15 protein-coding genes are annotated in these 19,942 nt (G+C 54.2%); 9 read left to right on the plus strand and 6 right to left on the minus strand.

The features are described 5' to 3' along the window. On the plus strand, positions 1 to 318 hold the full coding sequence (locus BLR08_RS21980) for a thioredoxin family protein (protein ID WP_072334843.1): 318 nt from the start codon (positions 1 to 3) through the stop codon (positions 316 to 318). Between the two features lie 190 nt (positions 319 to 508). Next, complete coding sequence (locus BLR08_RS21985) at positions 509 to 3,010, plus strand: heavy metal translocating P-type ATPase (RefSeq protein ID WP_072334846.1); 2,502 nt, start codon at positions 509 to 511, stop codon at positions 3,008 to 3,010. Positions 3,011 to 3,150: 140 nt separating this feature from the next. Here the strand turns inward: BLR08_RS21985 and BLR08_RS21990 are convergent, their stop codons facing one another. After that, on the minus strand, positions 3,151 to 3,378 hold the full coding sequence (locus tag BLR08_RS21990; RefSeq protein ID WP_072334850.1) for an alpha/beta-type small acid-soluble spore protein: 228 nt from the start codon (positions 3,376 to 3,378) through the stop codon (positions 3,151 to 3,153). A 103-nt stretch (positions 3,379 to 3,481) separates the two neighbouring features. Here BLR08_RS21990 and BLR08_RS21995 point away from each other — a divergent pair, with 103 nt between their 5' ends. Then, a complete protein-coding gene (locus BLR08_RS21995; RefSeq protein ID WP_072334852.1) occupies positions 3,482 to 4,015 on the plus strand; it encodes a hypothetical protein in 534 nt (177 codons plus the stop codon). Between the two features lie 56 nt (positions 4,016 to 4,071). Here BLR08_RS21995 and BLR08_RS22000 read toward each other — a convergent pair whose 3' ends face one another. Further along, the gene (locus BLR08_RS22000; RefSeq protein ID WP_083537403.1) at positions 4,072 to 5,466 is read right to left on the minus strand and encodes a CapA family protein; all 1,395 of its coding nucleotides are present in this window, start codon (positions 5,464 to 5,466) and stop codon (positions 4,072 to 4,074) included. Positions 5,467 to 5,603: 137 nt separating this feature from the next. Here BLR08_RS22000 and BLR08_RS22005 point away from each other — a divergent pair, with 137 nt between their 5' ends. Next, positions 5,604 to 6,104: an LURP-one-related family protein gene (locus tag BLR08_RS22005; RefSeq protein WP_072334855.1), complete on the plus strand. Its 501-nt coding sequence runs from the start codon at positions 5,604 to 5,606 to the stop codon at positions 6,102 to 6,104. Between the two features lie 277 nt (positions 6,105 to 6,381). Here BLR08_RS22005 and BLR08_RS22010 read toward each other — a convergent pair whose 3' ends face one another. Both BLR08_RS22010 and BLR08_RS22015 read right to left on the minus strand, forming a co-directional pair. Next, positions 6,382 to 7,377, minus strand: coding sequence for a TIGR03943 family putative permease subunit (locus BLR08_RS22010; RefSeq protein WP_072334858.1), 996 nt, complete (start codon positions 7,375 to 7,377; stop codon positions 6,382 to 6,384). 11 nt (positions 7,378 to 7,388) lie between these two features. Then, entirely contained in the window at positions 7,389 to 8,555 is a 1,167-nt protein-coding gene (locus BLR08_RS22015; RefSeq protein ID WP_072334872.1) for a permease, read from the minus strand. Positions 8,556 to 9,069: 514 nt separating this feature from the next. Here BLR08_RS22015 and trpS point away from each other — a divergent pair. Continuing rightward, positions 9,070 to 10,059, plus strand: a complete 990-nt coding sequence (trpS, locus tag BLR08_RS22020; RefSeq protein WP_072334878.1) for a tryptophan--tRNA ligase — start codon at positions 9,070 to 9,072, stop codon at positions 10,057 to 10,059. A 119-nt stretch (positions 10,060 to 10,178) separates the two neighbouring features. On the opposite strand, the gene BLR08_RS22025 is transcribed toward trpS, so the two are convergent. Further along, a complete protein-coding gene (locus tag BLR08_RS22025) occupies positions 10,179 to 10,379 on the minus strand; it encodes a DUF5325 family protein (RefSeq protein ID WP_072334881.1) in 201 nt (66 codons plus the stop codon). A gap of 149 nt (positions 10,380 to 10,528) precedes the next feature. Here BLR08_RS22025 and BLR08_RS22030 point away from each other — a divergent pair, with 149 nt between their 5' ends. After that, a complete protein-coding gene (locus tag BLR08_RS22030) occupies positions 10,529 to 10,753 on the plus strand; it encodes an alpha/beta-type small acid-soluble spore protein (protein WP_072334884.1) in 225 nt (74 codons plus the stop codon). A 229-nt stretch (positions 10,754 to 10,982) separates the two neighbouring features. Here the strand turns inward: BLR08_RS22030 and BLR08_RS22035 are convergent, their stop codons facing one another. Then, positions 10,983 to 11,966: a metal-dependent hydrolase gene (locus BLR08_RS22035; protein WP_072334890.1), complete on the minus strand. Its 984-nt coding sequence runs from the start codon at positions 11,964 to 11,966 to the stop codon at positions 10,983 to 10,985. 127 nt (positions 11,967 to 12,093) lie between these two features. Here BLR08_RS22035 and BLR08_RS22040 point away from each other — a divergent pair, with 127 nt between their 5' ends. From BLR08_RS22040 to BLR08_RS32160, 3 genes are all read left to right on the plus strand, one after another. Then, entirely contained in the window at positions 12,094 to 12,426 is a 333-nt protein-coding gene (locus tag BLR08_RS22040) for a hypothetical protein (RefSeq protein ID WP_143014429.1), read from the plus strand. Positions 12,427 to 12,667: 241 nt separating this feature from the next. Beyond that, entirely contained in the window at positions 12,668 to 18,595 is a 5,928-nt protein-coding gene (gene hepB / locus BLR08_RS22045) for a heparin/heparin-sulfate lyase HepB (protein WP_072334897.1), read from the plus strand. Positions 18,596 to 18,615: 20 nt separating this feature from the next. Beyond that, entirely contained in the window at positions 18,616 to 19,860 is a 1,245-nt protein-coding gene (locus BLR08_RS32160) for a chitinase N-terminal domain-containing protein (RefSeq protein ID WP_072334900.1), read from the plus strand. Positions 19,861 to 19,942: the final 82 nt, after the last annotated feature.

Below are 19,942 nucleotides of genomic sequence, written 5' to 3' on the forward strand. Positions count from 1 at the left end.
ATGAGCGTACAAGCGGTTAACGATGAGAATTTTGCGGAGCAGATCCGAAAATCAGGCAAAACTTTGGTGGAATTCGGAGCGGTATGGTGTCCGCCCTGCAAAGCTTTGCTGCCTGTTCTGGACGAACTGTCCAAGCAGTATGGGGACGGCCTCAGCGTCCTCAAGGTGAATTGCGATGAGTCTCCCGGAGCGGCAAGCCGGTTCGGCGTGATGTCGATGCCAACCGTGATCCTGTTTCAGGACGGAGAACCGGTCGAGCGGCTGGTCGGGCTGCGATCCAAAAACGTGTATGAAAACGTGCTGGCGAGGTATGCTTAAGAAAGAGCTTCGGGAAAAATAATTCCGAACTCGAGCTGCCTCCGTAGAAGGACCTCGATTTCCACCTGATGTGGAAGTGGAGGTTTTTTTGGTGTGGAGCCGGGATTGACCGGACCAAGCCGGCAGGCATATAATGAGACTAACATATGAACGTATATTCATGTATTTGCCGGATGGAGGAGGAGCTGCCTTGGAAGCTGGGAAGGAAACCGTAACGCGCAATCTGCTGCTGAAGGGTCTGGATTGCACCAATTGCGCCGCGAAGATCGAAAGAGGAGTCGGGAAAATACAAGGCGTTGCGTCATGCGGAGTAAACTTCATGACACAAACCTTGACGGTTCAGGCTGAGCAAGTCCGGGCTGACGCAGTCATGGCTGAAGTGCGGCAAACGGTCAACCGGCTGGAGCCGCATATAAGGGTCCAGGAGAAAGGCCGTCCTCCGGCTGCCGGCTTAACCCGATCCTATGCGCCCGGCCCCCGGGACAATAAGCGGAGCGAGGACCGGCGCGGACATTCGGCTCATGGGCATGGCGGGCCATTTCACGAGCACGAGCATGAGCATGGACATGAGGACGGTCACGACCGCAAGCATGAGCATGGGCTTGAGTATAAGTATGCTCATGAGCACGACAGCGAGCATGCCCACAGGAATGAGCATAAACATGAGCATGACAACCATGAGCATGCCGGTGAATCTGTCTCGGCGAAGGAGCTTCGATCCGCTCACAGCAGTGTGCCGCATGTCCAGGACAGCCAGGCCAACGGGCAGGAGCACGGAGAGGAGCATGATCATTCGCATGACCATAGCGGGCACACCCATGATCATGGCAGCGGAGCGATGCGCAAGCTGCTGATGCGGCTGGGCGCCGGCGCTGTCATCTGCGGCATTGCGCTGGCGGCGCCGCTGGGCCCGTGGGCGGAGCTGGCTCTTTTTCTGGCAGCTTATCTGATCATCGGCGGGGACATCGTGCTGCAGGCGCTGAGGAATATAGGCCGCGGGCAGGTGTTTGACGAATATTTTCTGATGACGGTCGCGACCGTCGGAGCTTTCGCCATCCAGGAGTATCCGGAGGGCGTGGCCGTTATGTTCTTCTACCAGGTCGGAGAGCTGTTTCAAAGCATGGCGGTCAACCGCTCCCGGCGATCGATCAGCTCACTGATGGATATTCGGCCCGATTATGCAAATTTGCAGGACGGGACCGGCAGCCGCCGCGTATCGCCGGAGGAGGTTCGCGTGGGCGACCGGATTATCGTCAGGCCGGGTGAGAAGATTCCGCTGGACGGCAAGGTGGTCGAAGGCCGGTCGGCCGTCGATACCTCGGCATTGACGGGGGAGTCGGCGCCAAGAGATGTAGAGCCGGGCAGCGATGTGCTGAGCGGGTTCATGAATCAGAACGGCGTACTCACTGTCGAGGTGGGGAAGGCGTTCGAGGAGTCGACTGTCTCGAAAATTTTGGAGCTGGTCGAGCATGCCAGCAGCAAGAAGGCGCCGACCGAGAAATTTGTGACGAAGTTCGCCCGCTTTTACACGCCGGTAGTCGTCATCGTGGCGCTGCTGCTCGCCGTTGTGCCTCCGCTTGCGGTCAGCGGGGCGACATTTTCGGAATGGGTGTACCGGGCGCTTGTGTTTCTGGTTATCTCCTGCCCGTGCGCGCTGGTCATCTCCATTCCGCTCGGATTTTTCGGAGGGATCGGGGCAGCCTCAAGATCAGGCATCCTGGTCAAGGGCAGCAATTACCTGGAAGCTTTGAATGACGTGAAGATCGTCGTATTCGACAAAACGGGGACGCTGACGAAAGGGACATTTGCCGTCACAGGCGTATACCCGGATCCTGAAGGAAGCCTGTCGCAGGAAGAGCTGCTTCGTTACGCCGCCTATGCGGAGCTTCACTCTGGACATCCGATCGCCGAATCGATCCGAAAAGCCTACGGGAAGCCGATTCCGGAGGAACAGCTGCAGGATTATAATGAAATTTCCGGTCACGGCATTCAGGTGAATATAGAGGGGAAAGACGTGCTGGCGGGCAACGGCAGGCTGATGGAGCGTGAGGGCATCAGCTTCGCACCGCCTGAGCAAGCGGGCACCCTTGTCCATGTCGCCGTCGCAGGGCGTTACGCCGGATATCTGGTCATATCCGATGAAGTCAAGGACGATGCGGACGAGGCGATTCGTTTATTGAAGCAGCTCGGGATAAAGAAGACCGTGATGCTGACCGGCGATACCGGAGCTGTGGCCGAATCCGTGCGGCAGCGGCTTGGGATTGACGAAGCTCACGCCGAGCTGCTGCCCCAGCATAAGGTCGAGCAGCTTGAGAGGCTGGAGCGGCTTAAGACGGGCAAGGAAAAGATGATTTTTGTCGGAGACGGCATTAACGATACGCCGGTGCTGGCGAGAGCCGATGTCGGAGTTGCTATGGGAGGGCTGGGCTCGGATGCGGCGATTGAAGCGGCGGATATCGTGATCATGACCGACGAGCCGTCCAAGATTCCGGCGGCCATCTCCATCGCCAAGCGGACCAGACGCATCGTCTGGCAAAACATCGGGTTCGCGCTCGGAGTCAAAGCGCTGTTTCTGCTGCTGGGAGCGATGGGCATAGCAACGATGTGGGAGGCCGTATTCTCGGATGTGGGCGTGACGCTGCTGGCTGTGCTGAATGCGATGCGCGTGCTCCGGCTTCGTCCGATGCCATGACAGGCCGCGCCAGGCCGAAACAACCGGCCGCAAACATCGGCCATACCGCTTATCGGCCATATCGTTTATAATAAAAACAATCGTTCACAGAAAAAAGCGGCTCCGGTCAGGAGCCGCTTGTAAGTATTCGAGGTCTTGCATTATCGGGAAAATTTGCCGGCCAGCTGCTGCTCGGCGATTTGAACGAGACGGCGAGTAATGTGGCCCCCGATAGCACCCGTGTCACGGGTAGCCATGAAGCCGTAGTAGCCGTCTTGAGGAATTTGAATACCCAACTCTTGTGCAACTTCATACTTCAGCTGATCCAGAGCTTGGGAAGCTTGTGGAACGACCAATGCGTTGCTGCTGCGGGATTGTCCTGCGCCCATCGATATCACCTCCGTTCTGATAGGTAGTATGTTCCAAAGAAAGGCTTCTAATCAAAAACCAAATTGGTAAATATGGCCATTGCTTGAAAAGGGGTTGAAGCGAATGTCGCTTACGTTAAGTTACCGCAATTGGTCCTTCGATGCCGATCTGCAAATTGTCCATGCCGATGTGCTGCTTGAAATCGGTGGCGAGGCCGTCGTCGATGAGCCGTTATGCGTTGACGTCGGCCTGCCGGCCCTGCTGCTGAGCGCTGCCGAGGATGTCCGGCCGGACCGCTGGGCAGGGGTTGACGCTTGGGAGAAGGTTCCTTTTTTTATATGCGGCTGCGGCGACCCGGAATGCCGGGGATTCTCATTCATCGCCACCCATCGGAAGGACATGTCTTTGATTGAGCTGCAGGAGGTCGAAGAGCGCCAGGATGCGCCTCCCCGGCCGCTTGCCGAATATGAGGTGGACCGGGAAGAATACGCCCGCCAGGTCAAGGAAATCGGCGAGACGTTCCTGTCCTTCGTGGAGCCGCTGGATTACAGACCGCTGTACGGAGACACCGTAGCGACTGTCCGGAGGCTGCTGGCGAAGCTGGCGGATATGTATCCGGGTCTCGGCGAAGCAGCAGAGCGCTCCAGACGAGTCTGACATGGCGGCCTCCGGTAAGTCGGCGCGGTCACACTTCCTGTCGATGCGCAGCCCGTCTAGTCGGCCAGTCCATGTTCATCCGTAATCCGCAGCTCCGGCATCCAGCGCCGCAGATGGCGTGCCAGCTCTTCTCTGACACTTGCCGCATGAGGCAGCTCATCGTCCCGCGCGGCGGCAAGCGGAATGACCCGATACCTTTTCCAGGCTGCGAAGCGGATATAAGTGGGGAGAAAGCTTACCTTATCGACGATTATGTCTTGAGAGGCCGCCGACCGGGCGGTCTTGTTCATTTGAGCCTCTCCATACAAAGTTTCGTTGATGCTGCCGGAAGCCGGGGCTGGGCTTGGAGCAGGCGGCTTGCGCAGCTCGAACTGAACAATGCCGCCGATCCGCGTGTACGGCCCCGGCTGCTTCTGCGCGGCAATAAAGTTCCCGAGCGAATAAACGGCCAAACTGCGGCCTCCCCGGCCGTTGTCCAGCCATTCCATCGGCTGCAGCACATGGGGATGATGACCGATAACGACGGCCGCGCCTGAGATGGCTGCCAGCCGGGCGAGCCGCTTCTGCTCAACGCTTGGCATCCGTTGATACTCGCTGCCGAAGTGCAGGCTGACGATAACGGCATCGGACCGCTCTTTGGCTGCGGCAATGTCGCGTGCCAGCGCGGCGGGCTCGAGCCGATGGACGAGATAGTCCTTGCCTTGCGGAGAAGGAATGCCGTTCGTGCCATAGGTGTAAGCGAGAAACGCCAGCTTCATTCCGTTCCTCTCCACGGTCCGGAGGCGCATCCGGTCTGACCGGTCAGCACTGGCCCCGGCATATTCCACGCCCAGCTCACGCCAATGGCCGATGGCCCGAAGCAGCGCCCTCTCGCCTCGGTCCAGTGCATGGTTATTGGCAAGCGTTACGACATCGATACCGGCATCCTGAAGGGCGTCCGCCGTTTCGAAGGGGCTGTTGAAGGATGGGTAATCCGAAAGGCCGATCTCGCTTCCGCCGGTGACGCTTTCCTGATTGGCGATGGCGATGTCGGCCTGCTGCAGGATGTCGCGAACAGGCTCCAGCATGGGCCGGAAGTCGAAGCGATCTCCGATCCGAGCATCTTCATAAATCGTCCGGTGAATAAGCACATCCCCGATAGCCGCGAGAGTGATCCCGGGATGCGGCAGAGGCGGCCCGTACGGCTCGGAGAGCGTGTCAATGCCTGAAGCTTTCGTGTTCAGCCTCTTTTCAGAGATCGTGTCAGAGCCCGGAGCGTCCGGATTCGGCCGAGCCTCGGATTCGGCGTTAAGGCCGGGCTGCGAATGGTCGGGAGGCAGAGCCGCCCTGGATTCATCCGCTGCCGGGTGCTTCGGCGCGTCGCTGGATGAGCAGGAGCCGGTAAGCAAGGCCAAGGCCAATAAACCGCACCGGGCGGCTGATCGCAGAGTGCGGCGGCGTAGTCGTATCATAGGTTGAATTCTCCTCCCGTGGAGTGCTGGATAGGGGATGCTTCATATTGTTCCCGGCGGTTCGGATGCCAGTGCTTGAAACTATTCCCTGTCTCCGAACGTTTAAGAAGTAAACAATCCATAGGGGAGGGGTAGACATGGAAGCGCGTGCCGTTTATTTCAAGGATAATTTCTGGTCAAGCGGTGAAACCGAGATTTGGGATGAGCAGGAGCGGAAGGTCGGCAGCCTGGATCTGCACAGTATGTTTCAGTCGGGAGTTACCGTGCGCAATATGAGAGGATTAACCTCCTACAGCGGCAAGTTTCGCCATTTTTCCAACAAATGGCTTGTATTCAGCGGCGGCGAGCAAGAGATCGGTGTACTGAGAATGAGATTTTCCTTCATGACCAAGCGCTACGAGTATGAAAGCGCAAGGCATGGCCTGTTCCGGATCGAATCTCCTGCGTTCTCGCGCGAGTACACCGTAAGCGACGAAGGCGGTGCGATTGCGGCGCAGTTCCGCAGAGTGAGCGGCGCATTCTCAGCCGGAGCCTTCGAGCTGACCAATCATTCCTCGCTGCCGACGGAGGAGATTATCGTCGTGGTCATGGGCGTTCATGCGATCCAGAAGCGGCAGCAGGCGGCCGCATCCACATGAACGGATAGGAAGGGGCGAACGGCTGCGGCTAGGGAACGAATAGGCGGCGGGCGTTGCCGTCCGGATAGAAATTGCAGGTATGTTCCCTCTAATAGCAAAAACAAGTATATCAAAAACAAGGACCTCGATCCCGCTGTCAGGCAGGGGCGAGGTCCTTGCTCGATAACGGCCGACGGAACCATGGCGTGAGCGGGCGCCGACGGGCGAAGCGAAGCCGGTCTTCTGCCGGCCAGCCCTTCTTCTTGTCGTGCCGCAATTGCAGCCGCGTTCGGTCTCTCTACATGCCGAAGTTCATGTTCGGGTACACATAAGGCGTTTTGGCCGGTTCGGCCTTGGCGACCTTCTCCACCTGAAGCACCATGATTTCGGCGTCATTGAAGGAGGTCTTTTTGATAGTGCCTGTTACGGTGACCCATTCGTCGGTTTCGAGCGTCTTGGCACGGTCGTATTCGGCCAGCACTCCGAATGGCGCCGCATCTGCCGAGCAGCATTGGATGGAGAAACGTCCGATGACGAATTGCCGATCGGTCATCTCCTCCTGACGGTATACGAAGCCGGTCAGCTCCAGCTTTTTGCCGACGAAGCGGTCCAGATACAGATCGACGGAGGTCAGCGTCTCCATGAAAAATTCTTCCGACACTTTGATTGTCTCACTTGGGTATAACTTCTTCGCATAGTCGGCGTACTGCTTGGTGAATTTGTCGGACGGGAACAGCTCGTCAAGCGATCCCGCCGCCGCGGCTGCAGGCGGAGCAGCTTGCTCGCCCTTGCCTGTCGGGGCCTCTTCGCCCGTCTGCGTTTCGGATGCCGCGGCTCCGCCGCTTTCCGGAGCCGGCGCAGGGCTGGAGTCCGCGGAGCCGCCGGCAGCCGCGAGATCTTTTTTGACCGAGCTGGCGCTGCTCAGATTCATTCCCTTCTTGGCGGCCAGACTGCTCCCGAGCGTCGAATCCGGCAGCATGAAGCCCAGCAGCAGAGGGAGAATAAACAGCCCGTAGACGACCGTATGCTTGAAGACAGAGCGGGACGGCGTATGATCATGTCCGCAGCCGCAGTCCGGTTCATGCCGGGTACGCAGCGTCTTGACGGCCAGATAAGCCTGGTAGGCGGCCGTGGCGTACAGGCCGAGCGCCGACCATTTCACATAATCGGTCATACGCGGAGCGATGTACAGGATGATGCGGCCGGTTTGCACCAGGTAAGCGATATACCCGGCGAAGCCGAACAGAATGAGTGCTTTGATGGCATGATGAAGGCTGATCGTGCGCGGATTCATAAGGTTTCACCTCACAAGAAGACGATACGTTCAAAGAGCAGCGAGCCAAGCAATGTGACGATAAGGACCAGCGATGCGAGCAGCAGGACGAACTTCACCCGGAACGCGGACAGCAGCATCAGGGTGCTCTTCATGTCCAGCATGGGGCCGAACACCAGGAATGTCAGCAGGGAACCCGCTGAGAAGGTGGTGGCGAACGATGAGGCGACGAAGGCGTCCGAGGTTGAGCAAAGTGACAGCACATAAGCGAAGCCCATCATAAACAGATGTGAGCTGACTGTGCCTTCGCCGATGGCGACCAGACTGTCGCGGGCCATGAAGGTTTGAATCAAGGCCGTCAGCAGAGCGCCGAATATCAAATATTTCCCCATGTCGAAAAATTCGTCGGAAGCATGGCTCAGCACGGCAAACGAACGTCCGCGCCATCCTCCCTCCGCATGCGAATGGCTGCTGTGGGAGTGCTCCTGGGCAGCCATGTGGCCGTGGGCTTTTGGCCGGGAGCCGCCTGTCGCATTTATAGGCTCAAGTCCATGCTTGTGCCCATGTCCGTGCCCATGGGAGTGCGCATGCGTATGGTCATGCACGTGCGCGTGCGCATGAGTATGGTTGTGCGCGTGCGCTGTTTCCGCCCGGCTGCGCAGCGGGTTGGTTCGTACCAGCTTGTAGATGATCAGACCCACCGCCGCAGCTACCACGAACGCCAGCGCCATACGCGAATAGGCGATCTCGGGCCGGGTGCGGAAAGCCATGAAGGTCGAAGCGTAGACGACCGGGTTGATAATAGGACCGGCCAGGATAAAAACGACAGCGACGTAGATGGGCATGCCTTTCAGAATGAGCCGGCGTATGACAGGAATCATCCCGCATTCACAGAGAGGGAAGATGATCCCCAGGACGCAGGCGAACAATACGCCGAGCACGGGGTTTTTCGGAATCCAGCGTCTGACGGCCTGCTCGGAGACGAACATCTGCAGCAGGGCGGAGACGACCACGCCGAGCAGCACGAAAGGCAAAGCCTCCAGAACGATGCTGATGAACATCGTTTTGAAGTTTTGCATCGCATCGCTGCTGATCCACGACAGGTCGGGCTGCTGCTTCTGCGTGAAGATGAGGAAAAGCATCAGAATACACAGGACGGCCAAAATATTGGTGAGCCAGCGTTGGACGGTCATGGACACGATACCGTTTCTCCTTTTCGTAAAACGTAATCATTATTATATATTATGCGGGACGAGTTGCATATAGGACAAGTTTTTTGGAAAAAGGGGATAATGGTTAGAGCAACGATGCATTGACATCCGGAATACTGTCCGGTACAATTCTTCTAAATAAGCGATGACGGGAACAAGTAAGCGGCAGCGCGCTTTGTCAGAGAGCCGGTGGGTGGTGCGAACCGGCAGGCGGCGCCAGACTGAATGGACCCCTGAGCTGAAGGTGGAACGGCCGCGCATCCCGGGCCCGGGATGGATGACATCCGTCGTACGCGCGTGGACCAGTATGCCTCTCCGGCTGACTCCCCGTTATAGGAGACAATAAGGCTTGCCGAACAGGCTTCCTTCCGTTATGGCGGATGGGGCGGTTGGCAGGCGAATTAGGGTGGCACCACGGTCTCTCGTCCCTTGCGGGGAGAGGCCTTTTTTGTGTTCTGCAGACACATGGGCGGGATATAGACCATATAGGAGGTATTTCACGATGACGAAATTAAGAGTATTATCCGGCATGCAGCCCAGCGGTCAGCTGACCTTGGGCAATTATATCGGCGCGCTGCGCAATTATGTCAAGCTTCAGCACACGCATGATTGTTACTTCATGGTCGTCGACCTTCATGCCGTGACCGTTCCACAGGACCCTGCTGCGCTCAAGGAGCAGACGGAGTCGGTGGCGGCCTTGTATTTGGCGGCGGGGATCGATCCTGCGCAGGCTACGGTTTTCCTGCAGTCGAGCGTGAGCGCCCATGCGGAGCTCGGATGGCTGCTTACGACGATGACGTATATGGGCGAGCTGGAGCGGATGACCCAGTTCAAGGACAAGTCGGAGGGAAAAGAGTCGGTGGGAGCAGGCTTGTTCACCTATCCTTCGCTGATGGCGGCCGATATTCTGCTGTACAACGCCGATCAGGTGCCTGTAGGGGACGATCAGAAGCAGCATCTGGAGCTGACGAGGGATCTGGCTCACCGCTTCAACGGCCGGTACGGCGATACCTTCAAAATTCCTCAAGGGTATATTCCGGAGGTGGGAGCGCGCATCATGTCGCTGGACGATGCATCCAAGAAGATGAGCAAAAGCAGCCCGAATGCGGGCAGCTATATCGCTATGCTGGATGCGCCGGACGTGATCCGCAAAAAAATCAGCAGAGCGGTGACCGACTCGGGCCGCGAGGTCCGATTCGATCCGGCGGGCAAGCCGGAGGTCAGCAACCTGCTCAGCATTTATTCGGCCGTCACGGATCAGCCGGTGGCCGAGATCGAGAAGCTGTATGACGGACAGGGCTATGGCCCGTTCAAGAAAGGACTTGCCGAAGCGGTGGTCGCTCTGCTGGAGCCGCTACAGCAGACGTACAAAGATATCCGCGAATCGGGCGAGCTGCACCGCATCCTCCGTGACGGACGCGAGCGGGCCGGCGAGCAGGCCGAGCGCACCTTGAAGGAAGTCAAATCGAAGATGGGCTATATCGTCCTCTGAAGGAGGAGGAGCCCTGCTGTAAAACCCAAGAGCTCATCCCTGGCATACGTCATGTAAGCCATGGGATGAGCTCTTGTTTTTTGCCGCCATACACTCAGTTCGGCAAGGCGCGGCAGGTGTTACTTGTCGTCCGGCCCTGCGGTTTGCTCGCGTTTTCTCCGCTGTCTGGCTTTGACAATAAAACCGGAGCCGATGAACAAGAGCGAGACGATAGAGGCCAGTACGGCCATCCATGGCCGGCCCGCTGCCATGAAGTAGCTGATGGCGGCGAGAAGCGCTGTGCCGAGGACGGCATACAGGAGTGCGAGTGGTTTGTTCATAGTCGCTTAATTACCCCTTGTCCTTGTAAAGTTTGAAACTCAAAAAAATTTTTCAAAAGTTGCGTATAGTTTGTCCCAGCAGGCACATAATAAGTTCGCAAGCTTGCAAATACATCAAAGACATTATCCAATCGAAAGGAGTGCTGAACATGGGTGCAGGACAATCCCGCAGCAGCAACGCTTTGGTAGTACCACAAGCTTCTCAGGCATTGGATCAATTGAAGTATGAGGTAGCTCAAGAACTGGGCATTCAAATCCCTCAAGACGGTTATTACGGGTACATGGCTACTCGTGATACCGGCGCTATCGGCGGTCACATTACTCGTCGCCTGGTGCAAATCGCCGAGCAAGCAATCGCAGGACAAACCCGCTAATTGCTTGACTGCGTGCAAGAACTATGAGCTCAAGGAGTCCGCTCCTTGAGCTTTTTATGTTCCCTGCCGGGGAACATAAAGCTAGAGGACAACGGAGCAGACGAGGACGCAGCAAGAAGCGGAGCTGCGCAGCCCGTCGTGCCTGGCGCATCTCCGCCTTATGCCCCTCCGGTCCCTGCATCATGGGGGCTCCGGTGTCGCCCGTTTGCCGGCGGTCCGTTCACTACGTTCAGTTCATATCGACGCGAAGCTTCTTCTCCAGCTTGGTATCGTTCATCCATCCTACATAGGAGTCCAACGTCTCGTAAGATTTGTCCATCCTCAGCACGGCGACAAACGGATATTGCTTCCGGTGGCGGTAGCGTACATCCGCCCAGCGAACCTCATAGCCCCACGGATGCTCCTTAAGCTCGGCGCAGGCGAAGGAGGTGAAATACAAGAAGGAAGCAACGTTCGGATGAGACTTGGACGCCTCTACAGCGGGATGAGCGGCGCACCGCACCTGATCGACCCACTGAATCCGGTTGTTTCTGAATTCCCCCAGCCGGTACGATCCGTCCTTCCGGCGCTTCACGATCTGCCAGTTGTACAGATGGACCGTCGGGATCAAGGTGTACCGTTCGCCCGCCTCATACTCGGGGTCCTGCAGGTGCAGACGGGACTCGAGCCGGTAATGCACCCAGGACCGCCATACATAATAGACGGCAATCATCCCATACAGAATCGGGAAAATAGTCTGCGGAGGAAGCACGTGAACCGCCCACAAAAAAACGGCGAGCACATGAGCCAGGAACATGAACGGGTCGAAAATGTGGATGATGTTCCATGACACCCACCTCTCTGAGAAGGGGCGGAGCGCTTGAGTCCCATAGGTGTTGAACAAGTCGGTAAAGACATGAAAAGCTACGGCGATAAGTACCCACATCGTGACGTGCAGCATCGGCAAGCCGTCGAATACGAGCCAAAGAAAGCCGGAGATGAGCGCCGTCCAGAGGAGCAGCGCGGGCAACGAATGGGACTTGCCTCGGTGATTTTTGATATAGACGGCATTGTTCTTCAGACGGAGCAGCGTATCCGCATCGGGCGCCTGAGAGCCGGCGACGGTCCCGATCAGGACGGCCGTGGCGACTGCAGGGTCTGCGGCGACGACAGGATCAATATAAGCGAGCCCTGCCAAGCCCAGCCCGATGACGAGATGGGTTCCGGTATCCATGGACTTACCTCCTGGTCAAGCATATTTCTGCCAATTGTCACTTGCAGTCCATTACTAGTAGTGTATCATTTTCTTGAGCAAAATAAAGCTTCGCCGGAAACAAAAAAACGTCTAGGGAGTGAAACTTATGGGTATAGTGTTCGCCGAATATCGAATTGATGCTGCAAGTCGTACTGATTATTTGACATGGGCGGCTGTTTTGAAACAGGAGCATGCCCGATTGGAAGTATATGAAGGGACCGAGCAGCCGAATTTGTTTGTTGAGATCTGGAGCGGGCTGAGCGATGAAGAGTACGCGGCGCTGAAGACGGCAAGGATCGGCGGAGGGGGAGGCGAAGCGAGCGACGGACCTGCGGATGGCCGGCTGGACGGCTGGCGGACGATGGAGCGTTGGGTGGTCGGAGGCCGCGGCAAAATCCATATGTGGCAGTTCAAGCCGATAGAAGCGGAAAAGGCATAGAATGTCCTGTTGAAGTATCGTATTCAGAAAGCGTGCGGAAGTGCAAAAACATCAAATTTATCACTCTTTCATCTTTTTTTGAGTTTTCGCAAAAATGGTGCAGCAGTATAAAAACCTACGGTATCCAGCAACCCCTGGAATCCACTAAGGTAATGGTACCTCAGGGGTCTTTTTTTGTTCATCCTCATGGCTGGGAAAACCAAAGGGAACAAGTATGGACAATCAGAGAAGTGGGAGTGAAATGATGAAAAAAAATGCCCGCAAGCTATTTCTTATTCCTTTGATGGTTACGCTAATATTGTCCTTGACCGGATTAGGCGGCTCAGACAAGGTACAAGCAGCAGACGTATTGTCAACAGACCAGATCTTCGAGGCCGAAGCCGGTACAGTTGCAGCCCCCATGCAGGTATATTCGGATAAGCCGGATGCATCCGGAAGTTATATCATGGTGCCTGCAACAAAACCTAGAGTGGACGGCCCTATTAAGGCGATTGTCGCACCCGAGGCGAAATACTCCATTACGGTAAACACGGCCAGAGCGTATCAGGTTTGGGCTAGAGTGTTTACTTCAAATGGTTCAGCCGCTAATGCTTTTTTGACTTTTGACAGCGCAGGGACTTACACGCAATACAGCATTCCTGCTGGCGCGGGTTGGAAGTGGGTCAAGCTAGGTTCCGTTTCTTTGACTCAAGGCGTTCACGAGATGAGAATCAAATATCGGGATCCGGGAGTGGGTTTCGACCGTTTTGTTGTCACAAGCAACGCGGCTTATACGCCAACTGGTCTCGGGACAGATCCTGCAGTCATGCCTGAAAATATATATCCAAATCCATACATCCAACCGACAATAACGCCTCCGTCCGAGCACCCGAGATTATTTGTTCGAAGCAGCGATATTCCCCGGATCAAGGAAAACTTGACGAAAGGCGAGTTAGTACAAGTTTGGGACAGGGTGCTGTTAACCAGTGCGCAAAATGTGACCGGCATGCTTAGTCCACCTCCGCCCGGAGACGTAACGACGAATTATAACGCCACAATCACATCCGTCGTTAGAGCCAATGCGCTCTTATATTTGTTGAATGGCGACACGGCTGCCGGTCATAAAGCGGTCGATGTGATGTACAACTTTTTTAATACGGTCGTTTTCCCCTCGCATACGGCAGGTGGTTCTCCCAGGGACATGGGAGAAGTGATCGTGACTGCCGCCATTGTCTATGATTGGTGCTACGACCTGATGAACGATGCACAAAGACTTAATTTCAGACAGAACATGGAAAGAGTTGCGATCAATATGGAAATGGGCTATCCGTCGACCAAGTTAGGGGCTGTTGTGGGCCACGGGGCTGAGAGCGAATTGATGCGGAACATTCTTTCCTTCGGTGTAGCCGCTTACAATGAAAGCCCCGACATCTATGAAATCGCGGCGGGTAGATTCTTCCAGCAATATATAGATTCGCGCAATTATATGTATGCCGCGGAGTGGAACAGCCAAGGGGAGTCGTATGGAATGTCCCGATTCCAGTGGGATATGTTTGCAACCTTTCTCTTTGACAGGATGGGCGAAGGAAATGTATTCAGCCCGCAGCAGGCCAAAATGCCTTATCAAGATATTTATACCCAACGTCCGGACGGTCAAAGGTTAAGATACGGAGATGGTTTTTCCACTTATTTCAAACTAGGGCAATATTGGACGAATGATACCATGGCCATGATGCTTACCTCCAGCTACTATAAAGACCATATTCTCAGAGGTGAATTTCTCAAGAGATATAACTATGGCACCTCGAACAGTCTGATTGACGATATCTGGATGGTGCTTTTCGATGATCCCGGTTTGCCGTCCGCAAGCGAGAAGTCTTTGCCTTTATCCAAGTATTTCGGAGACCCTATGGGGATTATGGTGGCAAGAACAGGATGGGAGGGCGGGCTTAATTCCTCTACAGCCGTTGCGCAGATGAATATCGGCGAGATGTATTTTGCGAATCACCAGCATTTGGATGCCGGAAGCTTTCAGTTTTATTACAAGGGAGGACTCGCCATTGACTCCGGCGTATACCAAGGGATCAAAGATGGTTACGGCTCCGACTCTGACATTAATTACAACAAAAGAACAATAGCGAGTAATTCCATGCTGGTTTACGATTCTTCCGAGAAGTTTCATTATTGGGGAAAAGAAATCGTGAATGACGGGGGACAGCGCACACCTAACGGATTGGCTGAACCGAATACGTTAGATGCTCTTCTGGATCCGGCTAACGGTTACAAAACGGCAGAGGTCTTGCACCAAAGCTTCGGCCCCGACGCGAATACACCGGACTATACCTTTATCAAGGGAGATCTGACGAAGGCCTACAGTTCCAAAGTAGGGGACTACAAACGTTCCATGGTATTTCTCAATCTGAAGGATCATACGCATCCCGCGGCTTTGCTTGTATATGACAAACTGACTTCGACAAACCGCGAGTTTAAGAAGACATGGCTGCTGCATAGTGAGAAAGAACCTAAGATCGATGGAAATACGGTGAACATTGCAAGGGATGATAGCGGTTACAATGGAAAGCTGGTCAATACGTCACTGCTGCCTACAAGTGACAATGCATCCATCCTTCCGATAGGGGGGCCTGGAAAAGAGTTTTTTGTTGCCGGCAAAAATTATCCTAACCCGACTAACGATTCGGCCAATAATCCCGAATTCGGGGCATGGCGGGTAGAAATATCTCCGAAAACGCTTACTGAAACAGACGAGTTCCTGAATGTTATGCAGGTCATGGACAATGTGAACGGTCCTGCGCCACTCGCTGTTGAGCAGGTGAACGGCGACAAATTTGTCGGAGCCAAAATTTCCAACAGAGTTGTCCTATTCGGCAAAGAAAGTCAGCCTATCAGCGATACAGCAACGTTCACGGTCAGCGGGAGTGAACGTAATTTGTACTACCTGGTGACGGATTTGACACCGGGGTACTGGACTGTAACGAAAGCTGGGGAGACTGCGGCTACGCAGATTGAGGTCACACAGGAAAAAGGAGAATTGTACTTCCAAGGAAGTCCAGGCGCATACACCCTAACTCACTATAACGTAAGGACATTGCCTGAACCACTCCCGGTTCCCAATATCCCTGCGCCACCTGCGCAAAATACAATTGTCATCAAGCTGGATGGTACCCAGCTGCCCAATGATGAGCGGGCTCAGATCGTTGATGGTGCCATCATGTTACCCGCTGAGCATGTGCTTGGTGCTTTGGGCGCAAGGGTTCAAGAACAGGCGACTTCCGGCACACTGGTTGCAAAGAAGCTGGCTAGAACCGTTGAAATAACGGTCGGAAGCAAGCAGATCAAAGTAAACGGCGTAACAACTGAGATGGATAAAGAGGCATTGCTCATAGGTGGCAAGCTGTTTATTCCGCTCGCCGCTCTACCTGCTACGACATGGGGCAAAGCGACATGGGACGCGGAGTTCCAGGTTGTAACGATAACCTCGATTACGCCCCAAGCGAATTACGGACTTATCGGCATTACGGTAAGCGATGGGGTTTATTCAGGAGAAAATACCATCGACGGCGATACGGCGACCAGATGGTCATCCGATGGCGACAATGCCTGGATCAGGTATGATTTGGGAAGCGTCAAGCCGATCAATCGAATCGGCATTGCATGGTATAAGGGCGATGAGAGAAATGCCGTCTATGATATTCAGATATCGGAAAACGGATCGGACTGGACAACGGTCTATAGCGGACAGAGCAGCGGCGCCTCTTCGGCGATAGAGGAAACCGTATTCTCCACTGTAATAGGAAGATACGTCCGAATTGTCGGACACGGATATATTTCGAAATATGGGCTGATTCAAAATAACTCGATTTCGGAAGTTACTCTTTATTCGGGACTGCTTCCTGTTGCTTCAGTGAGTGCAATCAGCGAAACACCGGGGAATGAAGGGAATAAAGCGCTGGATGGAGATCTGGCAACCTACTGGACTGCAGAAGGAGATAATAAGTGGATCAAGTTTGATCTAGGTTCTGTACAATCGGTAAGTGGCGTTGGTACGGCATGGAACAAAGGGAGTGAACGCCAGCAAATCTTTGACCTGCTTGTTTCTGTCGACGGGTCTGCTTGGACGACGGTTTTTAGCGGCCGGAACAATGGGAACACGGGGAAGATGGAAAACATTTATTTTCAGGATATAAAAGCAAGGTATGTTCAAGTAATAGGTCATGGCAACACGGTTAGCCGTTGGAATTCTTTGGCTGAAATCTCCATTTACGGTACAAGTGTCGGAAGCGGAACATCCGCATTATCGGCAGGCAACATAAGCTTTACCGATTCCAATGGGGCTCCAATTAGCAGTCTGGCTCCAAACAGTGAAGCATTTGCCAAAGTATCTGTTACGAACAATGGCAACGCTGCAGCAGAAGTCACGCTGGCAGCTCCACTGTTTAGAGATGATACCCAGTTGGATTTGCAAGTTGTCAAAGCCGCGTTGCAGCCGGGCGAGACGAAGCTTCTGAGTGTTGCTGTGAGCGTGCCGTCTGATGCAAGCGATTGTTTCTTGAATGTATTTGTGTGGGATGAGCTGCAACGTCCGGTCATTCCTTCGGTTGCTTTCCCGCAACAGGACGTAGCATTGAAAAGTATTTTGATTGGCGGAGTGCCGCTCGCAGGATTCGATCCGAACATTTTGGCTTATACGATTGATCCTACGACCGTATCCGCTACCGGCGTTCCTCAGGTAGCAGCTGAGGCGAACTCCCCATCGGCGACTGTTGCAATCGTGCAGCCGACTGATTTAGAGGGGAAGGCCATCATTACGGTAACGGATCGAACGGGCGTCACGGAGAAGGTGTATCAAATCCAATATCATGTCATCTCTCATGATGCCACACTTCAAGAGCTGAAGGTAAACGGAACGGATTTAGCAGGTTTTTCAGGCGATATTACCGACTATACCTTTACCCAAGGATCAAATCGTATTCCTGTCCTTACCGCAACACCCAGTCATCCAAAGGCAACGATGCTGATTTCGCAGCCAACCTTGGTACCTGGTGTGGCGACGATTACGGTAACCGCCGAGGACGGGATCACTACAAAGCAATATACCGTGAATGTTCTTTTTCAGTTAGGAACGAACGCCACCTTGAAGGATTTGAAGATCAACGGCACGACGGTTCCCGGCTTTTCAAGCGGCATTACGTCTTATACAGCGGGTCTGACCGGCAAGGATTTGGTTAGTTACCCTGTTACAACAATAACTGCTTCATCAACCGACCCTAATGCGACTGTCCAGATTACACAACCGACAGGCGTTCCTGGTGCGGCGACAGTTCGAGTGACAGCGGAAGATGGAGTTACGGTCTTGAACTACACCGTCAACCTTCAGTACATCAAAGGAACAGACGCCACCTTGAGCGATCTGAAGGTAGGGAATACAACCATTCCCGGCTTTACAAGCAATACTTTTAACTACACTCATAATTATGTGCCAAGCGGGCATCCGGAATTGACTTCCCTACCGAAAATTTCAGGAGTTGCTGCAGACGCTCTTGCATCCGTCGTAGTAACCCAAGCCCAATCACTGCCTGGCTATGCAGTTGTAGTAGTGACAGCAGAAGATGGAGTGACTGTTAAGCAATATAAGGTGAAGATCAATAGCGTTAATGTTGGGGGAACGAGCGTCATTACAACTTTTAATAACGCTTATGTATCTTCAACAGCGCCGAATACGAACTATCACAGTACTCCGGCGAATCCCTATTTGCTTGCAGCGGCCAATAAGTACGAAACCTATCTGAAGTTCGATATTTCAGAGGTAAAAGGGAATGTATCGGCGGCAACCTTGAATTTCAGAGCTCAGACGTGGTCTGCAGGGACTGTTACCATATCCGTTTATGGAGCTGAGAACGATTCGTGGAACGAAACCGGTGTAACCTGGAATAACAAACCTGCAGCTGAAGCTCTTCTGGGGAGTGTTTCCGTCGACAAGGCTTGGAAGGAAAGCAGCATCGATATTACCGGTATGATTCAATCCATCCTTTCGGCCAATCAAAGCAATCCGGCGGCTGCGGACCCGTATGTGACGATTGTTGTCCGTAATGATTCCGCTTCAAATGTCGCTCAGTTCGTGTCCAGGCATAGGGAATACTATCCGCCTTACCTGAGAATAAAAACAAATTGATGAAAAGGAGGTAATACGAAGTGAAAAGATTTCTGACGTTGTTCTTTTTCATCGTGCTGGCTTACGTATGCAGTCCGTCAATCACCTTGGCCGCTGCATTTCAAAATTTACAAGTCGTGTATGAACCGGCTGAACACACAGTAAACATATCCGGCAGCATCTCTTCCGGCGGCGGCAAGACCATCGGCCTATCCGTGACGGATCCATCCGGAAACATGGTATATATCCAAGAAGTTGCCAGCCAAACGGATGGAAGCTTTACGGCAGCCCACAAGCTGCAGCCCGGTTCGGCTGATGGCGTCTATCTGGTAAAGGCCGGGGCGGACGGACTAAGCATCCTGCAGACCAGAGCTTTTGTGGTCGGAAATTTACAAAACCAAATCGCCGACCTTCGATCGATCTATGTTGGCGATGAGAAGCTGGAGGGATTTGATCCGGACGATACCGCCTACAGCACCAATACAGGAGCAAATATACGAGAAATACGCGTAACAGCTGTAACGGAGCAGAACGGAGCAACGCTGAAAATCAACGGAAAGATGGCTTCAAGCCATAGTCCGTTCGGACCCATCGCCCTTGTTAATGGCGCCAACAACATTGTGATTGAAGTCGCCTCACAGGATGGATTGCATAAGAAAAGCTACCACCTAACAGTTAACGCCACGATATCGCCAAGCACCGGCGTCCCAGGCACTCCGGTATTGTCCGATGATAACGGACATGATACGGGGCTGCAGGACGGCTCCTATCGGATCACCATGAACATGTGGTGGGGGAACAACGGCACGCAGTATAAGCTTTACGAAAACGACACATTGATCGATACGCAAATCCTCACAGACCATGCGCCGCAAGCGCAAACGGCCGTCACCGACATCGCCGGTAAAGCGAATGGCACTTACACCTATTATGCCGAGCTTATTAATGCATACGGTACGACCCGAAGCGCTGCGCATACGGTCAAAGTGGCGCAAGCCGCACCGTCCAAACCCGTGCTCTCCCATAACAATTGGGACGGCGACGGCAATTATAGCGTGACCATGAACTTATGGTGGGGAACGAACGGCACCCAGTATAAGCTTTACGAAAACGGAGTACTGGTGGATACGCAGACGCTGACGGCAGCCACGCCGAAAGCTCAGAGCGCTTCAACGACCATACAGGGTAAGCCCGCGGGCACCTACGAATATGTTGTCGAGCTGAGCAATGGCTCAGGCGCGACAAGAAGCCAGCCCATCCTTATTCAGGTTACGCGCGCGAATTGATTCTTGTAGGTCCGTCCGGCGGGATCGCCGGACGGGAAGGGAGGTGATGCAGCGGTTAAAAACCGGTCGGTAAGATAGCAGC

The sequence above is a fragment of the Paenibacillus sp. cl123 genome (genome assembly GCF_900101595.1).
GTDB lineage: Bacteria > Bacillota > Bacilli > Paenibacillales > NBRC-103111 > Paenibacillus_G.